Raw genomic sequence first — 19,043 nt, forward strand, 5'->3', positions numbered from 1 at the left:
TCGGAAAGAGGATTTTTAACCATGCGTTCAAGGCCAGGGTCGAGTTTGTTTGTATCCATGATTAGATCTAATGCTAGGCCCAGCAGTCAGCGGCATCCCTACCCAAAACCGACAAAAGTCGCTCTTGATCGAATAACTCCTAGTTACTCAACGACGCGTAAACCTTGGCCACAGTTCATTATAGCGTGGTAAAAAAAACAAAGTGCTCGGCAAATCTCCGAAAAATACCCAAACCAACTGCGGGTTTCCGCATCCTCGTTCATGGTTGGCGGAGACTTTCCTTGGTAACAAGGTCGACTGCCGTTTGCTTGTCCTCGAGCTTTTGGTCTGATGTGGCTATTTGAGAAAGGGCGTACTCTATCCCGTATACGGCGAGTTGGTCTCCGTGCTGATCAACAGTTGCCAGCATTCGGCCATCAAGGATTGCCTGCTGAGCCGCTTGGATGTTGTCGAAACCGACCACAAAAATCTGACCGGTTTTGTTCGCTCCCTTGATGGCTGCAATCGCACCCATGGCCATCGAATCATTCGCCGCCAATATTGCCCTTAAATTGGGGTATTCGGAAAGGACAGAGGACGCAATCGTATTGGCAAGATTCATCTCCCACTGAGCAGATTGGCTGGACACGATCTTGATCCCCCCCTCGTTGAGGGCATCTTCAAAACCTGCTTTTCTTTGCTGGGCGTTGAAGCTCGTCGTAATCCCTTCCAATATGGCAACTTCGTCCCCCTGACTCAGGTTCCCCACCAAATACTCGGCGACCAGCCTGGCCCCTTGCCGATTGTCAGGACCGACGAAGGGGATTTTCAGCCCCTCTTGCTCCAAAATGGATTGATCGAGCTGATTATCTATGTTGACCACAATAATTCCAGCCTTGACCGCCTTTCGCAAGGCGGGGATCAGCCCCTTGGAATCCGCCGGCGCGATGACAATCGCCTTGGCTCCTGCGGACACCATCTCGTCCACCAACTCGGCTTGGCGAGCCAGATCCCTTTCATCTTTAATTCCATTTACAACGAGCTCGTAGGTCTGGTTTGCTGCTTGATGGGCTTTTGCCCCCTCTGCCATGGTGGAAAAAAACTCATTGGCCAACGATTTCATTATCAACGCAACCTTTGGCTTAACAGTTGACTGCACCGACAAGCTGCTTGGGTCGGAACCGCTAGAAGACGGACTTGATTTGTCCGTAGAACATCCCATTAAAAGGAGGCTGGAAACGAAGGCCATTATGGTGGTCTGGTAACGCATTTTCGATTGGCTTAGGTTGATTGCAAGGAGAACTGGGGTTGTTCGGGGTTGTTTTGAGATTTCAACGACGAAAACAATAAAGTGCATCGCGCGTCCGTATGATCAAGTCTTCACCGATCGCTGCGGGGGAAGCTAAACAGCCGCTTTCGAGTCGGTTGGTATGCGTTATCACTCCGTCTTTCGATACCACGTAGCCATTCCCACTTTCGTCGAGACAGTAAAGTTGCTCAGACGCAACGATAGGTGAACTGCTAAAGTCACCACCGAGTCGCACCTGCCAGACTTGCTCGCCGTCTTGTTTACGGAAAGCGGTTAACATCCCTTTGTCCTCTAGGGAAACGATCAAGTCATCGATCAGGACGGGAGATGGTTTCGCTCCAATAGCCCGGGATGCCCGCCACATGAGGTGAGACTCGGTCGTGTCGCCCCGCCCCATTGGGTCAATGGCGAGCAAATGACCTTTGCTAAATCCCGTACTGCAATAGACCAACGCCCCATCAAAGAGGGGCCTCAAAGCCGCAGAGTGCTCATCGTGTCGAACATGCCAAAGCTCTTTGCCGGTCTCAGGATCATAGGCGATCATCGCTTTGGCAGCGGGGCTCAGCAATTGCAATTCGCGCCGACCGCTATACGAGACTTCAATTAGGTGAGGTGTCCCATAGGCCTTTTTGAAATCGCCATTGTGGGTTCCATATTCATGCGTCCTCTCACTTTTCCAAACCGTTTTCCCGCTGGAGCGGTCCAAGGCTATGACATACTGCAAATCGGCCCCATCCATATGGAAGATCAGTAAGTTCCGGAAAAATATCGGAGACGATCCTGCACCTCGGAAGTGATTGCACTCTAGATCGCGACGCTCCCAGACCGTTTCCCCTGTCGTTCTGTTCAAGCATGCTGTTCCATAGGCTCCGAAAGTCACGTACAAGTATTCAGAATCGACGACTGGTGTCGGAGACGCATACGAATTAAAGACGTGAAAGTCCGGCTGTGTTTCTGTGTTCGTGAACACCACGTTCTCCCAAACCGTGCTGCCGTCCCTCCGATCGATGCATAACGCGGACATGACCAAACCATCGTCTGAAGCGTTGGTCACGTAAACGTCATCTCCCCAAACCACCGGAGAAGACCATGCTTTACCCGTGATCGGTTTCTTCCAAGCGAGATTGATATCCTCCCCCCATTCCACGGGCGGAGACGCGGTCGCAGCAGCGTGGCCAGTTCCCAATGGCCCCCTGTATTGCGGCCAAAAATGCTCGCCGGCCTTCTCGACCTCCGGTTTCGTCCACCCCCACTGATAATCCAGTACCGCCGACTGCTGGGAAAAGACAGTGGACGAAGATGTACTTGTCAGGTGTATGCAAGTACTGAGGAAAGCAACCAGAAGACTGCTGAATGCAATGGAAAAACGGCAGGGTTGGGTTTGGTAGGCTTGCATCTTGGGAGAGGTTGGGAGCGGGTGAGGTAAGGAAAGGCGGAAGGCGTTGTGGAATCGGCTTTCTCAATTAAATGGTAAAGGCGGCAACTACGAGTCTTCAGTATATCTCAATAATTCATCCTATTTAGCTTGCCGGTCATCGATCCTATACTTTCCATGCATTACCAATACCGTTCCACGACATAATGCCCAGGGGTTTTTGCTTTATGCTTGCTGAGCCCTCGCCCTTGAAGGATCACCTCGAGGTCATTGAGCATGTCTGGATTGCCGCACATCATGACAACTGACTCCTCGGGAGCGATTTTTGTTTCAGCCACTTGTTCTAAACTTCCGTTCTCCAAGGCTGTCGTAATTCTCCCGCTCAAGCATCCTTTGCCAGCTTCCCGCGATACGGCACTGATAAAACGAAATCGTTCTGGATACTGATCCCTATAGCCTTGTAACTCATCGTGATATGCCAAGTCGGTGCAGTGCCGGACCCCATGAACCAAAACGATTCTGGCGTAGCGTTGCCAAATGGTAGTCTCACGGAGCATCGCAATGTAGGGCGCCAGCCCCGTCCCCGTCGCGATTAGCCAAATGCAAGGTGCGTCGGGTGTGTGCGACAGGGTGAACCCACCTGTGGCTTTCGCGGAAACATCCACGGTATCCCCTTCGCCAAGATCCCATAGGCGAGGTGTTAGTTCACCACCGTCAACTCGAACTATGAAAAAATCGAGCACTTCTCCATGCGGTGAAGCCACCGAGTAGGGGCGATGCAAATGCTTCTCTGGTAGATTCAATCCGACCTGCAGAAACTGTCCAGGCTCAAAGGGGGCGACACCCGGCGTGGAAACCGAAATCGTAAACAGTCCTTCCGACCAGACGTGTCGTTTGATGATTTTTCCCGATATCCACTGCAATGACATCGTGTTGAACCTTGAGCGAGGAGTGTGGGGTAGACGATTTTATTGTAAACTGTTGGAACATAATACCATTTTCGATCAACGGGGTTGTCGCCCCAACCCCCTTTCGAGCTATAATAGGGGAATAAAGGCGTCCGCAACCTGAATCTCAATTCCCACCCATTCGATCCGACTTTTCGTCACCTTTTTGCCGAACCGACAAGTCGATCTCCCCCACCCCTATGACTCGAATCCTTATGCGTTCGATCTTCCTTTCCTTCCCCCGGTTTGCTGCAATAGCCATTGGTTTCACTTTGTTGCTAATCGCGAAGGTCGGCACGGCACACTTTGCAGAACACTCGGCAATAATCTCCGCCGATCACGAACGCATTGACTTCAACCGTGAAATCCGACCGATCTTGTCCGAGAACTGCTTCTACTGCCACGGACAGGACGGAAACCAACGGGAAGCGGGCTTGCGACTGGACGTGCGTGAGGATGCGATAGAACATGGGGCTATCAATCTGGAGGCCATTTCCGAGAGCGAACTGCTCAAACGCATCCTTTCGGACGATCCTGATCTATTGATGCCTCCCCCTAAATCCAATCGCAAACTTAATCATGACCAGAAGGAACTCCTTCGAAAATGGATGGAACAAGGGGCCGAATACGACAAGCACTGGGCATTTATTCCCCCGAAGAAAGTGGAACTGCCCAACGTCAGCCAACCAAATTGGGTTCGTAATCCGATCGACCAATTCGTTTTAGCCAAGCTAGATCAGGAGGGACTTTCTCCATCAATCGAGGCAGACAAAACAACCTTGATCAAAAGACTTTATGCCGACTTGATCGGGCTACCTCCCAAGCCACAGGAAGTTCTGGAATTCGAACAAGATGTATCACCCGAGGCCTACGAGAAGCTCGTTGATCGCCTCATGCAGAGCGATCACTATGGCGAGCGGATGGCCTTACCATGGCTAGATGCGGCACGGTATGCCGACAGCAATGGCTTTCAACAAGATGGTGACACTTGGCAATGGATGTGGCGAGACTGGGTAGTTAAGGCCCTCAATGAGAATTTGCCTTTTGACCAATTCGTCACATGGCAACTCGCTGGCGATCTGCTGCCCGACGCCACCGTGGAGCAAAAAATTGCGAGCGGCTTTAATCGGAATCATATGCTCAACGGTGAGGGAGGTGCCATCGCCGAGGAGCAACGTTTCGTGATTCTTTTTGACCGCATGGATACAACCGCGACGACCTTTCTTGGTCTCACGATGTCTTGCGCTCAATGCCATGATCACAAATACGACCCCATTACGCAACAGGACTACTACGGTCTGATGGACGCCTTTAACCGCGTCCCTGAGTCCGGCGTTCCACAGTATTTTTCCAGTCGAATTCGAGTTGCCAGCCCGTATATCGAGGTTCCGTCTGAAGAGGTGAGTGACAAACTAGCTGAGTTTGACACGCGAACGGCCGACCTGGAAAGTGCGGTGCAACCTCTTGTTAACATTGCCTACGCAGGCTGGAAACTTGGTGTTCTGGCGGACAAGAATCCAGACGGCAAAGGCTTTTCTGATTCGCTTGCAGCAATTCTGCGAAAGCCAGAGACAGACCGCACGGATACTGAAAAAACCGACCTGGAAGCCCAGCTAAGAGCTCACTTTGACCAAAAAGTCAAAGAGTCTTTGAAGACCGCGATTCCGCAGCTTGCTGAGATCGAAGCAGTTCGAAATCAACGTGCCAGTTACGTGGCGGACCAGATGCCGCGTCCGATGATCATGAGCGATGCGCAGAAGCGAGATTCCCACATCCTGATCCGTGGCGAATATCTGAACAAAGGCGACAAGGTGGAATTCTCAACTCCAGGATTCTTACCTCCACTGCCGGAGGACTATCCTCGCGACCGGCTCGGATTTGCCAGGTGGCTTCTGACCGAAGACCAGCCGCTCTTAGCAAGGGTTCAAGTGAACCGGATGTGGCAACATTTCTTTGAACTTGGGTTAGTGAAAACATCAGAGGATTTCGGTGTGCAAAGTGAGTATCCCGTTCATCGTGAACTGCTGGATTGGTTATCCGTCGAGTTCCGGGAAACGGGTTGGGATAGGAAGAAAATCAATCGGTTGATCGTCACCAGTTCGACCTATAGGCAGTCAAGCAAGGTTAACGAAGAGCTCTTGCAAAGGGATCCAGAGAATCGACTATACGCGAGAGGCTCGCGTATGCGAATGCCATCGATGGTGCTTCGAGATTGGGCTCTAGCTGCTGCACTTTTGCTTGATCAACGCGTAGGAGGCAAGCCGGTTTATCCGTATCAGCCGGACGACATTTGGGAGTCGTTAGCCATTACAAAGGAGCGGGACTTTACTTACCCCAAGTCTTCGGGATCGGATCTATATCGAAGAAGCCTTTATACTTTTTGGCGGCGAACGGTCGGCCCAGCCAACATGTTCGACAGTTCGAATCGACAAACATGTAAAGTTCGCGCATCGTTGACAAGCACGCCACTTCATGCCCTGACCACACTAAACGATCCGACCTGGGTCGAAGCTGCTCGGTCTCTTGCCGAACATTGTATGCAACATCAATCAACGTTAGCTACTCAGATCGAGGCGGCTTATCGCGCAGTGCTCTGTCGTCCACCCAATGAGGCGGAGCTTAAGATACTCGAACGGGCGTTCGCAACCCAGCGGTCGATGTTCGAGTCTGCTCCTGAGTCAGCGAACCAGTTTCTATCGATCGGTAGCAAGCCAAGAACAAGTGACTTAGATCTCCTGTCACATGCCGCCCTGTCGGTGGTATGTCTCGGCATTATGAATCTCGACGAAGCACTGACTAGAGAATAAGGGGAAGACGAATGCAATCCAGGGATCTACTGCAGCAAAACCAAGCCACCGTGACTCGTCGGCAACTCTTTGGCAGGTTTGGAACCGGGCTGGGAACCGCTGCGTTAGCTAGCCTTTTCCAAGCCAGCATGTCGCAGGGGTCAGTCGGCGGGTTGATGGATGCACGCCAAAAGGGGCTACCGGAACTACCTCATTTCCCCCCCAAGGCCAAGCGAGTGATTATGTTTTGGCAGGGTGGTGGACCATCACACGTCGATCTTTTTGACCACAAGCCTGTTATGGATCAAATGGCAGGTCAGGAGATCCCCGAGTCGATTCGAGGGACCACTCGATTGTCAACCATGACTAGTGGCCTCAAGAACTGGCCTTGCGTTCCGGCTATCAAACCTTTTCAGCAGTACGGCCAGTCCGGTATTTCCCTTAGCAGCATGCTTCCCAATATCGGCTCGCTGGCGGACGAGATCACTTTGGTTCGATCAATGCACACCGAAGCCGTGAATCATGCCCCTGGGGTCACCTTTTTCTTGACCGGATCTCAAGTTCCTGGTCGACCGAGTTTAGGAGCTTGGTTGTCCTATGGTCTCGGGAACGAATCCGACGAACTGCCAACGTTTGTCGTTATGACCTCGAGTGACAAAGGCAAGACGTGTGGGCAACTGTTTTTTGATTACTACTGGGGAAGCGGTTTCTTGCCCAGTCGATACCAGGGGGTCCGATTTCGCAATTCTGGTGATCCCGTCCCCTACTTGGCGAATCCTGAGGGATTGAGTGCGAATGCGAAACGGGCTTTGCTCGACGACATCGCAGCCATTAATGCAGCACACTTAGCCGAATACGGCGATCCGGAGATCGACACTCGAATCGCCCAGTATGAGATGGCGTATCGCATGCAAACGAGTGTCCCCGACTTGCTCGATTTTTCTAAGGAGTCAGCTTCGACGATAGAGCGTTACGGGCCGGGCGCCTTGGTTAAGGGAACGTATGCCAACAATTGTCTCGTCGCACGTCGATTATTAGAGAGGGGTGTGAGATTCGTTCAATTGATGCATGCTGGTTGGGATCAGCACAACAATCTCTACACGCAGCTTGAAGAGCAATGCCGCGATACCGATGCACCGTCCGCGGCGCTCGTAAAAGATTTAAAAGAGCGTGGGATGCTGGATGACACGTTGGTCGTTTGGGCTGGCGAATTTGGTCGCACACCCTTTGGGCAGGGACCATCGGACAAGCCGAATGGCAGAGATCATTTTGGGAGAGCATTTAGTTGGTGGGTGGCAGGCGGTGGAGTCAAAAAGGGGCATGTTTACGGTGCGACCGACGATTACGGTTGGAACATTACCGAAAATCCAGTTCATGTTCACGACATGCAAGCCACCATTTTGCACTTATGCGGCATCGATCACACGAAACTGACATTTCGCTATCAAGGCCGTCAGTATCGGCTCACCGATATCCACGGCGATCCCGTGCATGGCATCATCAGCTAAACCCCTCGCCAGAAAATAAGCCAGTCAAAATTTCGCGTTTGAGTCCTTCTTATTAGGTGCCATCCATTTTTTTTTGACTGTTTTTTACCCCCCGGTATCATTTGGAAAATGTCCCACTAACTAGAGGAGTCCATTCATGGGTAGACCACTACGCACAGAACAGTTCAGGCATGACGAGATCGCGGTAGTGCATTGTGTGCAGCGGTGCGTACGCCGTGCCTTTCTGGCCGGTTTCGATGCCGTTTCGGGGGTCGATTACTCCTACCGCCGCGAATGGATTCGTCGCAGATTCGAAGCACTCGCCTCGGTCTTCGCTATCGATATCCTCTCCTATGCGATTCTCTCTAACCACCTACATGTCATCTTACGCAATCGACCGGATGTGCTAGCCAACCTATCCGACGAAGAAGTCGCCATCCGCTGGCTTCGCGTTTTCCCAGGACGCAGACTCGAAGAACACTTGGCCGAACCATCGCAATCCGATGTCCAACGGGTTCTTGCCGATCCGGAACTCTTGGCCAAGATTCGGACGAGGTTGACGGATATTTCTTGGTTCATGCGTGCTCTAGCCGAGCCGATTGCTCGTTTTGCGAACCGACAGGATAACTGCACCGGCCGGTTCTGGGAAGGACGCTTCAAAGCGCAACGTATCGTCGATGATGCGGGTTTGTTGGCTTGCGCCATGTATGTGGACTTGAATCCGATTCGAGCTGCCTTGGCCGAGAGTCTCGAGAAATCGGTGCATACGTCGGTTTACGATCGCATCGAAGCGGAGAAGGGAAAGCAGATTCCTTCGGCGGCATTCGATTTAATACCGATCACGCACGAAGAGTCGGTGGCTCAGCGTGGCAAGTCACTGGCCGAGCAACGCCAGGATCACAAGGCCAAGAAGAAGGGGACCACCAAACAGGTGCCTCGAGACAGTTGGCTTGCTCCGCTATGTTTAGGGTCGGGAGTGTTGTCAAGCGACCCGCAAGTGCATCGTGACGGCCTGCGAGCAAGTGATAGGGGATTTCTTCGAATCGACTGGAGCAGCTACAAGAAACTGCTTGGCTGGGTAGCCGAGAACAAGCCGAGTGCGGGGACGGTTGCGTTGCCGAAGCCGCTGAGCGACGCTTTGATTGCATGTGGCGTGGTGCCGGAGATGCTTTCGGACTTGGTGTGGAACTTCAAGAAGTACTTTAGCCGCTGCGTCGGAGGTACGGAGTCCATGTCGGGTGATGCGGAGCGGATAGGCAAGCGTTGGCACAGGGGCCAGCGGCGAGCCGCAGCTTGTTTCAGCTAGGCGAGACGCTCGAAAAATAGCCCTGCTGGTGCTCCCTAGACGACGAAGGCAAGCGGAAAGTACCCCAAACTATCTGCTGCGATCGCTGTTTGCTTGGATCAACGTTTTAGCGTAGTGTTTGGCGTCGTTGCGGGGAAATTCCAAGCCGAATTCCGGTTTGGGTGACGGGATTCCTCTCCTCGCCACCGTTATGGAACGCAGGTGGCAGATCAACTTGGATAAATAATGGATCATCAAACAATGGATGGCACTAAATAATCCCCAAAAAATCAAGAAGCAAAATGTGGATGGCACGTATTTGGGAACAGAGTTTCTGCTACCTCGCAGCGAGCGGTTTCGGCATGTTATTCCAAAGACCAACGAAAAGACCGAGAATGGCACCACTGAGATGCGAAAATGGTACCGGAACGAAAGATACATCAGATACGAATAAATTACCTCCAAAGTATGATTCGCAAGCAATCTTGGTGAAAAGCCCCGCTAAACAAATCGAAAAAACCCAAAAGCTCCCGCGATCTTTGCTTCTTATGCTTCCAACTATGCGATCTGCCGCTATTAGCGAGAACAAACCCGAATCAATCCCGCTAAGGCCTCGATAAGAAGTAAGCTCCGGATGCTTTGAGAACACAACTAAAGGGATGACTATAGATGACAGGCCAAGATAAGCCAGATAGCGACCACGCTGGTTCTGCTCGCAGATGCTGCCTAACACCACAAACACGAGTAGATCCCAAGCCAAATGGTTCCACGACCAATGGAGTAAATGGGAAGTGACCAGTCGATAAGCTGACGAAAAGCGGACTGTCCGCCAATCTAATTCGAGGAGCGGAACGTACTCTGAACTGATTTGAAATAGCAACACGACGGATGCTATGAGAAGTGTCCAACGAACGTCTCGTAAAGATCGCATGATATCGTCTATTCGCTTATAGCTAAAAGTGGGAGGCAATTATTCGGTGTACATCAATAGTGCAAAGGCCTCTGAATTATTCATAGGCCAGTGCTCGCCTGAACGGAGCCAGGATTAAACTGTCGGAAGGCCGCTTTTTCACCACAACTAGTGCCCCCCATATCGCGATAATCGGTATTCAGGGCCTTATCGAGCTCCGGCATGATGAAAGCGACGCTAGTTACCGGCCTATACGAGTAGGCCAGCATAGAAAAATCCGCCGGGTAAGATGCCAGGCGGATTGCGAATGGTGTGAGATAGACCTAGCTGATCGTCATTCTGAAATTCCAGCATTCTTACGTCGTCTGCCAGCCCACGCTGCCGCACCGGCTAACCCAGCAGCAATCAATCCAGTGATCGGATCGATCGCTCCCCCGCCTCCAAGAGATGGGCTCATCGACTTGTTCGTTCCTTGGTCGGCCCAGTTGATATTGTTTGTATTCGAGGTGCCAGGAGGTGTAGAACCGTTTACGGGAATCGATGTCGCAGCAAGCTCAACACCGTTTTTAGTTTCACTGGAGTTCGAACCCTGAGGACCTAAACCTGCGAGCGATTCATTTCGAAGAGCATCGAACTGCTTCCGTAGCGCTTCGCGGGCGACGTTGTCTCGTCTTACACGGGTTGCATTCCGTCGGTCAATCGCCCATCGCTTGTATTCCGTGTCATTTTCGAGCACGATAAATGACGCGTATTCACTGACGATCGAATAGCCCTCACACAGGTTTACAATTTGTCCAAGAATCGCATCTCGATCTCGTCCCAGTCGGAGCTCGTTGTCGAGCTCTTGAACTCGATTAAATGCCCACATGCGTTCGATCTCTGGGTTCTCATGGTTTTCGTTGGGAAAGGGGATTTCCATCGTTTGGTGAATCGGTTGGCCCATGATTTCCGTTTTCACGACGACTTTTGCTTGGCCAGCCCCCTTGTACCTTCCGAAAAGTCGAAGCGGTGCACCGTAGAAAAGATCAGGCAATTCCCTCGGCGTTACATCATAGGTTTCAATCCCTTCGATGTTGATCGAGACATTGGAAGCGACGGGACGCATTAGTTTTCGCCGAAACGCTTGTGCTTGTCTTGTGAAGTCGTCTTGTTGGGAGACGAATGCTGCCAAACCACCAGCTCCCTCGGCCAATTGCTTGAGCATCGGACGATTAACTTCGTTGCCCAATCCGATACAAAAGACCCTTGTACTACCGGGAGCCTCTTTGATCAAGCTTAATAGCTCTGACTGCCCTTTAGTCTCGGTCATACCGTCGGATAGAATGACGACATTGAGGGGCCGGTCGTCATTTTTATACTTGTATGCGGTAAGGAGAGCAGGGCGCAAGACTGTCCCACCTCTAGCTCGCTGAGATAAGAGAAACTCGGCCGCCTCCTTCTTGGACTCTGGGCTTACATCGCTTAGCTTCTGAAATTGAGTTTGAGGCATGGTATTGAATGTCATCACTTCAAAACGGTCGTCAGTGCCCAAAGCCCCCACAAATGTATTCACGATGTTCCGAGTGAGCGACAGCTTTCCGTCGTTTGCCATGCTCCCCGAGATATCCACCACGAACACATAGTCCATCCCCGCTCCATATTCCTCCAATTCTTTTCCGGCGGTCATGGTAAGCATAAAGTAACCGTCTTCTCCGTTTTCTTTCGAAGCAATTAGGTCGATCCCGGTTCTTGCCCGTTCGGTATCGAGATGGATTACGACGTCGCGGCTCAAATCTCCTTCTTTGACTTCAAGGCTAGCACGCGAATACTTGTCAGAGTGATTGGTAATGACAAAGTCTTCGCCGTGCGAAGGGCTGTTCAGACCGGCCAATGGAATTTCGCTTCTCACATCCAGCGTGAATGAAAAGCGAGACTTGGTGGTTTGGTCGATATTGGTCCGAGTCGTTGTGGCTAGCGGATAAACGTAGGTAGCTGTGTCGTGATCGAAATCGAGTTGCTGACAGTAGGTGACTTTGATGTCTTGTTCAGCCCCCGGTGCAATCGGGAAAACTCTGAGCTCAAAACTCTTGTAATCGACCTGTTCAAGCAAGCCCGGGTCCCGTTTCGTCACCTTGTAACTCTCGTAAATCTCGCGAGCCCTCTTCTTCTCCACAACTTCGCCGACCATTTCTTGTCCGTTGATGATCATGCTAAAGTTGCTGACGCTCGCACCGTTGGGCACGGGAAAAGTGTATAGAGCTTCAACGATCCGCTGCTCCGTGTTTCGGAAAACTTGATGAACTTCGGTAACCGCAATGCCGTTATTGATGGTGACCGACACATCGTGCTCTTTGATTTCCAGCACGCCGCCAAAGCCTCCGTCGGCGATAAGTAAGCCCGATGCCTGGGCGGGTGTCTCTAGGGGCAAAGAAGCTGCCCCTAGAATCGCTGCCAATCCTAAAGAGCGTCTCCAAAATGACATGCTCGATTTCATAGTCTGGTTCCTTGTATAGGAGAAAGTGTTGAACAACTCTTCTAAATGCAACCAGCATGCCAAAGAAACGCAGTTCCGCGCAAGTGCTTGCTTGTAAAGCACTTGCGACTAAATGATCCCAGAACACGACTTTAAAAACCTAATCAAACGTACACTGGGTGCTAGCCGCATGTACACTGTGTGCATACTGTGTTTTCTCGAATTTCGGGGGGGAGAAATGGGGCTGATAGGTCGCAATGATTGGGAGTTTGTCCGTTCTGTCGGAGAGCTGAGTTACACGAATCCATTTAGTAGCGGACGTTTTGCGCTGGAGCGCCGGGCTTTGGGGAGCAACTATGTGGAGGAAACTCATACCTACTGGAGCTTGAATCCCGACCCGATGTTTTATCGTCGAGAGAACTTGAACCTGCTCTCTGCACGGGCTAAGCAGATTGCAGCTACGCTTCGAGATCGAATCACGTCCCCGGTAGCTGCGAGTGACGACGAGTTACTACTTTACGATGACTTGATTGTCTATTTGATCTTTTATGAGCTGTTCGATGCTTGGGGCAAGCAGCGTATGCATTTAGCCTTTGATCCCGAGGCTAATCGGCAAGCATGGAAGCTTTATAGCCAAGCATTCTCGTATTGGCTTGAGCTACCAGGAGTGACGCTCCCGACGCAGAAGGAGAAAGAACATCTGTTTGCTCTCTATCATCAGGTCTATCGAGCGTTCTTTAGTATCTTTGAATGCGTCGTTGGATACTCTCAGCCGATTGCCGAGCTACGAGCCAAGATATGGCAGTCCATTTTTACTCATAACGTGCGTCGGTACCGAAGAAGTCTGTACCGCAGTCTCGGCCAAGTTACGACGCTCATTCAAGGTCCCAGTGGTAGCGGAAAGGAACTGGTTTCACAGGCTATCGGTATGTCGAGGTACATTCCCTATGATGCAACGAAACAGACCTTTGCAATCGATCTGGCGGAGCACTATCACGCGATCAACCTGTCCGCTTTTTCGAAGTCTCTTATCGAGTCTGAACTATTCGGGCATTCGAAAGGGGCATTTACCGATGCGAGGGAGGCGCGTGCTGGTTGGCTAGAAGCGGCGGGTGATCTCGGTGCCGTTCTGTTGGATGAGATTGGAGAGCTCGACCTTATAACACAGGTCAAGCTACTCAGGCTGTTACAGAGTCGCCAATATCAACGCGTTGGTGAAACCAAGATACGGGAATTTCGAGGGAAGATAATTGCGGCAACCAATCGCGATTTACGTAGCGAGATTTCGAAGGGTAATTTTCGAGAGGATTTGTACTACCGACTCTGCTCCGATGTGATCGAGACTCCTTCGCTTTCTACGCAGCTAACTCATTCACCGAACGCCCTCGACGACTTGGTCATGCACGTTTGCCAACGTTTATCGCCTGACGACTATGCTTCCTTTGCAGATGAGGTACTGAATTGGATTAAGAAGCACATCCCAGCGGATTACTCGTGGCCAGGAAACATTCGTGAGTTGGAGCAATGCGCCCGCAACATTCTCATTCACGGTTCGTATACTCCTAGCAAGACCAACCATGCCGAGAACACGAGAGGCCAAGAACTATCTGCGGCTATCGAGTCATTAGGTTTAACGGCAGATGAACTTGTGGCGAGGTATTGCCAAATTGCCTATCGCAAAACACGAAGCTTTGAGAAAGCGGCAAAGCTCTTACAGCTAGATCGCAGAACAGTGCGGGCCAAGGTAGACCGGCTGACGGAGTGAAATAGCGTTTGAAAAATCTTGAGGTCAACGCGAGAATGCCGCATCATAAACCAGGAAGAATTGAATTCGAAACAGAAACTAAGAGTAGATCCGTGGATGAGATCCATTTTTTTGATCGATACAGCCGGACCATCAAGACAGAAAAGGTGTATGGTGATCGAGCTTTGCGATGGATCTACAGTACGGTATTGGGACGGATCTCGTTGAACCTGTTGGTCAAGCGAGCGATTTTTTCGCGCTGGTATGGCTGGAAGATGGACCACGCTTCGTCCCGTGAAAAGATTGGTCCTTTTATCGAGCAGTTCGAGCTAGACCCCGATGAATTTGCGGAGGAATGGCGTGATTTTAAGAGCTTTAATGAGTTTTTCTACAGGCGATTAAAGCCGGATGCACGCCCTATCGATCGCGATCCGAACTCGATTGTGTTTCCTGCGGATGGCAGGCATCTTTGTATTCCCGATCTTTCCCATACCGATGGTTTATTCGTCAAGGGGCAGATGTTCCGACTAGAAGAATTGCTGGGGAGTACTGAACTAGCCAACAGGTATTCTCGGGGGAGCCTGTTGTTATCGCGACTTTGTCCAGTGGATTATCATCGCTTCCATTTCCCTGCGGAGGGTCAAGTTGGTGAATCAAGACTTATCAAGGGGCCTCTTTTTTCTGTCAATCCAATCGCATTGCGACAGAACATAAGGATCCTGGCAACCAATAAGCGGAGCATCACAGAGCTTGAGTCTGAGCGATTTGGCAAGGTGCTACTGATTGAGGTTGGAGCGACGTGCGTGGGAAGCATCTGCCAGACCTATAGAGCTGGTACAACTGCAAGAAAGGGGGACGAGAAGGGTTACTTTAAGTTCGGAGGGTCGTCCACCATCACCATATTTGAACCTGGGGTGATGCGGTTTGATGACGATCTGATCGAGCATTCTGCTCAATTGCGGGAGGTCTTTGGTCGCATGGGGGATCGCATCGGGTCAAAATAATATCTCGATAAGCCCCTCGAGCTTATTGATAATCGGTACAAAGTAAGCTCGACGAAATCAGACAAAAACTGGTGCCCGCAGAAGAGGCTTAACCTACGACCAGTCCAGGCCTTCGTACAGCTTGTTGAAATTGGTGTGGCCGTGTTCCGTAACGACAACCATGTCCTCAAGTCTAACGCCTCCGATGGCTTTGCAATAAAGCCCTGGCTCCACGGTTACAACGTCTCCAACTACAAGTTCTGGGCCGCCGATCGCTAGCAACGGTGGCTCGTGGACCTCTAGTCCCAAACCGTGCCCGGTGCCGTGCGTCATAGAGACGAAATTGTCATCTGCATCGGCAGGCGGCAACCCCATGTTAAAACCATCGCCTGTGATTGATGCAATCGTAGCCTGGTGGATTGCTTCGCCAGATACTCCTGCCCGAATCACCTTGCAGGCAGCCGCCTTTGCTCTGGCCACAGCGGCATGCATTTCTGCAACCTTGGGAGGAATGTCACCATGAACAACAGTCCGAGTGCAATCTCCGTTATATAGTGTCTTTTTATCACGAGGAAAGATATCCACGATGACGGGCTGTCCGGTCATCAGCGGGCCATGCCCATGGTCGTGGCAATCTGCACCGATCGGGCCGCACGCTACGATCGAACCTGGGCTGGAAAAGCCTAGCTCCAGCAACCATACGTCGATCAGCGATTGGAGCCGTTCAGCCGTCAGGATACTTCCTTCAGCATGCAAAACTCCCGACGCGTTTGGCGTGGCCGTCGCGATGAATCTGCAAGCACGCTCCATCACCACTTCAGTTTGTTTTTGAGCAAAGGCGATTTTCTCGAGCTCTTCGTCCGATTTCTTCCTTCGCTCAATCAATCCCCATTCCGTGTCGCACTCGACTTGAATCCCGCGCTCGATCAACGCATGGGAATAGATCATCGGAATGGATCGATCCACCGTAACCTTAGCGATGTTTTTCCGAATGAAAAACTCAGCCGCTGATTGGGCGGTGGCGGTCTCGCGATCCCCGGACAGACCAGACGTGGGGCTGAAATCATTCGGGCACCAGCAGTGCCCAGCGCGAGAAAACTTTCTCGCGCGTTCCAATTCGATGTCTCTCAGAATTAGATGGCAATCGTCCTTAGAATTTCCGAGCTCGATCCATACGACTGGATCTCCCACTAAAAACCCTGCCGTCCTGTAGAGTCCAGCGTTGAGAGCGGGAACTCCGGCCATCATTCTTGGATAAGACATGTTTACCTATGCGTTTTTAACACGTTCGACAATGATCAGCAGATGCTGTGCATCTTGCACCGAACCGACAAGCTTAACAAAGTCGACGGCAGCTTCCAAGTGCTTGAGGTTAACGTTGGGAAATCCGCCACCCGTTGGGACAGTAGGGCTAGAAGGCGCCGCAGCCGCAGCACGTTTCGGTGGAGCCACATCGCCGGTCGTGCGCTTCAGGTGAGCCTTTACGTTTGCAACGTCGGCTGCCTTGACTTCATATTTTTCTAAAGCTTCCACGATATCTTTGTTGCGAGCTTCTGGGTGTGCCTCCATGTAAGCACGAATACGCTGGGCTTTACTGGGTTCTTTTGACATTCTGTTACTCTCTCGTGTAGGGTTAAACTCAAGCTGCTCTTCTTTTTCAATTTTGGACTCGGCTTCTTTGACCAAGTGCTCAGGGACTCGCTCCATGAGCTCATCCAATGTTACGACGCGTTCTACATCTACCATTTGAACCATGTTTCTAAATCCTTATGAATCAAAATCCCGTGTATCAAACATCCTCATCGAAGCATTTGAAATACGAAATGACCGAACAAATATGTGCGTAACTGCCAATCGCCACCAATGGGCAATTATTTCAAGGAGTCCCTAGCTACAACGGTTACGAAGCAGCTCTCAGCCTGTGTTTCGTGTGGGCAGAGGGCCTACAGGTCGTGAGAGGATTCCTGCGTGAAGATCCTTAAATGATATATCGACAGGTCAAAGTGTCAACGCGATTTTGTCATTAGACATAAAAGCTTTCCAACAACCGTCTTATTTAGCAACAACGATACGAAAAGGACAAGTGTGGACAGCTCCACCTGAGTACCATTCGTAGCAAAAGGCATGCTGCCGCCACGGTCCGAATGTGTGCCTCCCAACATGCCCGGCTAGCCCTCCTGAGATCCCAAAACATCGCCAATCTCCCTAAGCTCGCCTGACGAAACGATGAAAGCCTAGGAAGTCCGGGAGGTCTTTTAGCTAGGACAAGTTTTCAGTTCGAGGGCATCAGTTCTGGGTGGCTCGCTCTGAGGAACGAAGCGCGTGCTAGCGTACACCACACCCTTCGTTCCTTAGGATGTGCCACCCTTTCGTCCTCTATGGTTCGCCACCGTTTCGCCAGGCCACCCCCAAGCTCTTACCGATTGAGTGTGAATGCTGGGAGTTGAACCAGCTGTCCACCCGCCATAGCACTTTGGTGAGCACAGATTCCCACGCAAGTCCAGTTGGCACTCGTGACGGCGTTTGGCCAGGGATCTCGATTCTCCATCAGCGCGGAAACAAATTCGTTCACCATATGGGGGTGCGAACCCCCGTGCCCGCCACCTTGGATAAACGACAAATGTTCTGCATCTTGAATACTTTGTGTGAACATCCGGATCGGTTCAGGCAAAAGATGTGCGTAATCCGGCACTTCGACTAGCATCGGGATCTCGTGCTCAGGCAATTTGGCGGTGTGGATGACGTGAGGTTGCCCCTCTACCAATGACCATTCGAAGCTCTTTTTGGTACCGTACACATCGAAACTCTCACGATACTGACGTGCCGTATCAAACAGGAATCGCCAAATATGGGCGGCAACATCGCTATCCTTGATCTTGATGTGGCATGATTCCACTGCGAATTTGTTGCCAGATTTCTTCGCCAAGTCATCTCGAATGGCTCCGGAACCGAAACAGGAGACATATTCTGCCAGTCCATCTACCAAACCAAGTACGGGTGAAACCACGTGTGTAGCGTAGTGCATGGGGATCATTCTTTCCCAGTACTCTGGCCAACCATCCATATCTTGCGGGTGACTAGCAGCCATATATTGAATCTTGCCGAGTTCGCCCTGCTTATACATGTCTTTGATGAATAGAAACTCACGGCTATAGACGACAGTCTCGGCCATCATGTATTTCAGGCCGGTATCAGCAACAGCCTGGCAGATCTGATCGCATTCCTCGATTGTTGTCGCCATGGGAACGGTGCACATAACATGCTTTCCGGCCTTGAGCGCTTGCAAGCTCATCCATGCGTGGTCCGGAATCGGAGAGTTAATATGAACGAAATCAACTTCTGGATCCGAAAGGACTTGTTCGAAGTCGCGGTAACGCTTGGCGATACCAAACTTATCGCCGACGGCGTTCAGGTCTTGTTCGTTTCGACGGCAAATGGCGATCACGTTCGCGTTGGGATGGCGTTGGTAGATAGGAATGAACTCCGCGCCAAAGCCGAGTCCGATCATTGCGACGTTGAATTTCTTTTCCATGGCAAATGCTTTGTGTTAAATCCGAAAAGAGGGAAGAATCTTAGCCCAATCAACGCGATGTTATACTCCAAATCGGCGTGGAAGGGCAGCATAGATGCACGCTCTATGGGCACCACGACCGCTAAGAGTCGACTCATCCCCTAACGTCGATGGCCTCCGCGACACAGACTGAAAATTCGTTACAATTGGAGCCCGTCAGTTAGATAGAATTCGCTTAAAGATCTTTCCCTTCGTCGATACTTTCCTATCCTCAT

13 protein-coding genes are annotated in these 19,043 nt (G+C 51.2%); 5 read left to right on the top strand and 8 right to left on the bottom strand.

Features of this window, described 5'->3' with window-relative positions; translation table 11 throughout:
• Positions 1 to 259 precede the first annotated feature (259 nt).
• The 3 genes from SH449x_RS00405 to SH449x_RS00415 form a co-directional block, all read right to left on the bottom strand.
• A complete protein-coding gene (locus SH449x_RS00405; protein ID WP_482379341.1) occupies positions 260 to 1,138 on the bottom strand; it encodes a substrate-binding domain-containing protein in 879 nt (292 codons plus the stop codon).
• A 172-nt stretch (positions 1,139 to 1,310) separates the two neighbouring features.
• Positions 1,311 to 2,684, bottom strand: coding sequence for a PQQ-binding-like beta-propeller repeat protein (locus SH449x_RS00410; RefSeq protein ID WP_482379342.1), 1,374 nt, complete (start codon positions 2,682 to 2,684; stop codon positions 1,311 to 1,313).
• A 161-nt stretch (positions 2,685 to 2,845) separates the two neighbouring features.
• Positions 2,846 to 3,592 carry a ferredoxin--NADP reductase gene (locus SH449x_RS00415; protein ID WP_482379343.1) on the bottom strand — a complete coding sequence of 249 codons (747 nt, stop codon included), beginning with the start codon at positions 3,590 to 3,592 and terminating at the stop codon, positions 2,846 to 2,848.
• Between the two features lie 218 nt (positions 3,593 to 3,810).
• Between SH449x_RS00415 and SH449x_RS00420 the strand changes: the two genes are divergently transcribed.
• From SH449x_RS00420 to SH449x_RS00430, 3 genes are all read left to right on the top strand, one after another.
• A complete protein-coding gene (locus tag SH449x_RS00420; protein WP_482379344.1) occupies positions 3,811 to 6,417 on the top strand; it encodes a PSD1 and planctomycete cytochrome C domain-containing protein in 2,607 nt (868 codons plus the stop codon).
• Positions 6,418 to 6,428: 11 nt separating this feature from the next.
• Entirely contained in the window at positions 6,429 to 7,904 is a 1,476-nt protein-coding gene (locus SH449x_RS00425) for a DUF1501 domain-containing protein (RefSeq protein WP_482379345.1), read from the top strand.
• A 136-nt stretch (positions 7,905 to 8,040) separates the two neighbouring features.
• Positions 8,041 to 9,189 (top strand): transposase, encoded by a 1,149-nt coding sequence (locus tag SH449x_RS00430; protein ID WP_482379286.1) that lies wholly within the window; start codon positions 8,041 to 8,043, stop codon positions 9,187 to 9,189.
• 316 nt (positions 9,190 to 9,505) lie between these two features.
• Here SH449x_RS00430 and rrtA read toward each other — a convergent pair whose 3' ends face one another.
• Positions 9,506 to 10,099, bottom strand: coding sequence for a rhombosortase (gene rrtA / locus SH449x_RS00435; RefSeq protein WP_482379346.1), 594 nt, complete (start codon positions 10,097 to 10,099; stop codon positions 9,506 to 9,508).
• 313 nt (positions 10,100 to 10,412) lie between these two features.
• Positions 10,413 to 12,551 carry a VIT and vWA domain-containing protein gene (locus SH449x_RS00440; RefSeq protein ID WP_482379347.1) on the bottom strand — a complete coding sequence of 713 codons (2,139 nt, stop codon included), beginning with the start codon at positions 12,549 to 12,551 and terminating at the stop codon, positions 10,413 to 10,415.
• Positions 12,552 to 12,663: 112 nt separating this feature from the next.
• Between SH449x_RS00440 and SH449x_RS00445 the strand changes: the two genes are divergently transcribed.
• Together SH449x_RS00445 and asd are read left to right on the top strand one after the other, a co-directional pair.
• Entirely contained in the window at positions 12,664 to 14,295 is a 1,632-nt protein-coding gene (locus SH449x_RS00445) for a sigma 54-interacting transcriptional regulator (protein ID WP_482379348.1), read from the top strand.
• Between the two features lie 92 nt (positions 14,296 to 14,387).
• On the top strand, positions 14,388 to 15,278 hold the full coding sequence (gene asd, locus SH449x_RS00450) for an archaetidylserine decarboxylase (protein ID WP_482379349.1): 891 nt from the start codon (positions 14,388 to 14,390) through the stop codon (positions 15,276 to 15,278).
• A 93-nt stretch (positions 15,279 to 15,371) separates the two neighbouring features.
• Here asd and SH449x_RS00455 read toward each other — a convergent pair whose 3' ends face one another.
• The 3 genes from SH449x_RS00455 to SH449x_RS00465 form a co-directional block, all read right to left on the bottom strand.
• A complete protein-coding gene (locus SH449x_RS00455) occupies positions 15,372 to 16,520 on the bottom strand; it encodes a M24 family metallopeptidase (RefSeq protein WP_482379350.1) in 1,149 nt (382 codons plus the stop codon).
• A 6-nt stretch (positions 16,521 to 16,526) separates the two neighbouring features.
• Positions 16,527 to 17,012: a hypothetical protein gene (locus tag SH449x_RS00460; RefSeq protein ID WP_482379351.1), complete on the bottom strand. Its 486-nt coding sequence runs from the start codon at positions 17,010 to 17,012 to the stop codon at positions 16,527 to 16,529.
• Between the two features lie 661 nt (positions 17,013 to 17,673).
• Positions 17,674 to 18,789 (bottom strand): Gfo/Idh/MocA family protein, encoded by a 1,116-nt coding sequence (locus SH449x_RS00465; RefSeq protein WP_482379352.1) that lies wholly within the window; start codon positions 18,787 to 18,789, stop codon positions 17,674 to 17,676.
• Between the last annotated feature and the right edge of the window lie 254 nt (positions 18,790 to 19,043).

It is taken from the genome of Brakhagea baltica (assembly GCF_052161605.1).
Taxonomy (GTDB): domain Bacteria; phylum Planctomycetota; class Planctomycetia; order Pirellulales; family Pirellulaceae; genus JBKCUI01.

What these genes read in the sequence shown, in the direction of transcription:
- SH449x_RS00440 (WP_482379347.1), bottom strand. Translation starts at nt 12,551, where the DNA reads ATGAAATCGAGCATGTCATTTTGGAGACGCTCTTTAGGATTGGCAGCG.
- SH449x_RS00465 (WP_482379352.1), bottom strand. Translation starts at nt 18,789, where the DNA reads ATGGAAAAGAAATTCAACGTCGCAATGATCGGACTCGGCTTTGGCGCG.
- SH449x_RS00410 (WP_482379342.1), bottom strand. Translation starts at nt 2,684, where the DNA reads ATGCAAGCCTACCAAACCCAACCCTGCCGTTTTTCCATTGCATTCAGC.
- SH449x_RS00420 (WP_482379344.1), top strand. Translation starts at nt 3,811, where the DNA reads ATGACTCGAATCCTTATGCGTTCGATCTTCCTTTCCTTCCCCCGGTTT.
- SH449x_RS00430 (WP_482379286.1), top strand. Translation starts at nt 8,041, where the DNA reads ATGGGTAGACCACTACGCACAGAACAGTTCAGGCATGACGAGATCGCG.
- SH449x_RS00455 (WP_482379350.1), bottom strand. Translation starts at nt 16,520, where the DNA reads ATGTCTTATCCAAGAATGATGGCCGGAGTTCCCGCTCTCAACGCTGGA.
- SH449x_RS00415 (WP_482379343.1), bottom strand. Translation starts at nt 3,592, where the DNA reads ATGTCATTGCAGTGGATATCGGGAAAAATCATCAAACGACACGTCTGG.
- SH449x_RS00445 (WP_482379348.1), top strand. Translation starts at nt 12,664, where the DNA reads ATGATCCCAGAACACGACTTTAAAAACCTAATCAAACGTACACTGGGT.
- SH449x_RS00425 (WP_482379345.1), top strand. Translation starts at nt 6,429, where the DNA reads ATGCAATCCAGGGATCTACTGCAGCAAAACCAAGCCACCGTGACTCGT.
- SH449x_RS00460 (WP_482379351.1), bottom strand. Translation starts at nt 17,012, where the DNA reads ATGGTTCAAATGGTAGATGTAGAACGCGTCGTAACATTGGATGAGCTC.
- rrtA (WP_482379346.1), bottom strand. Translation starts at nt 10,099, where the DNA reads ATGCGATCTTTACGAGACGTTCGTTGGACACTTCTCATAGCATCCGTC.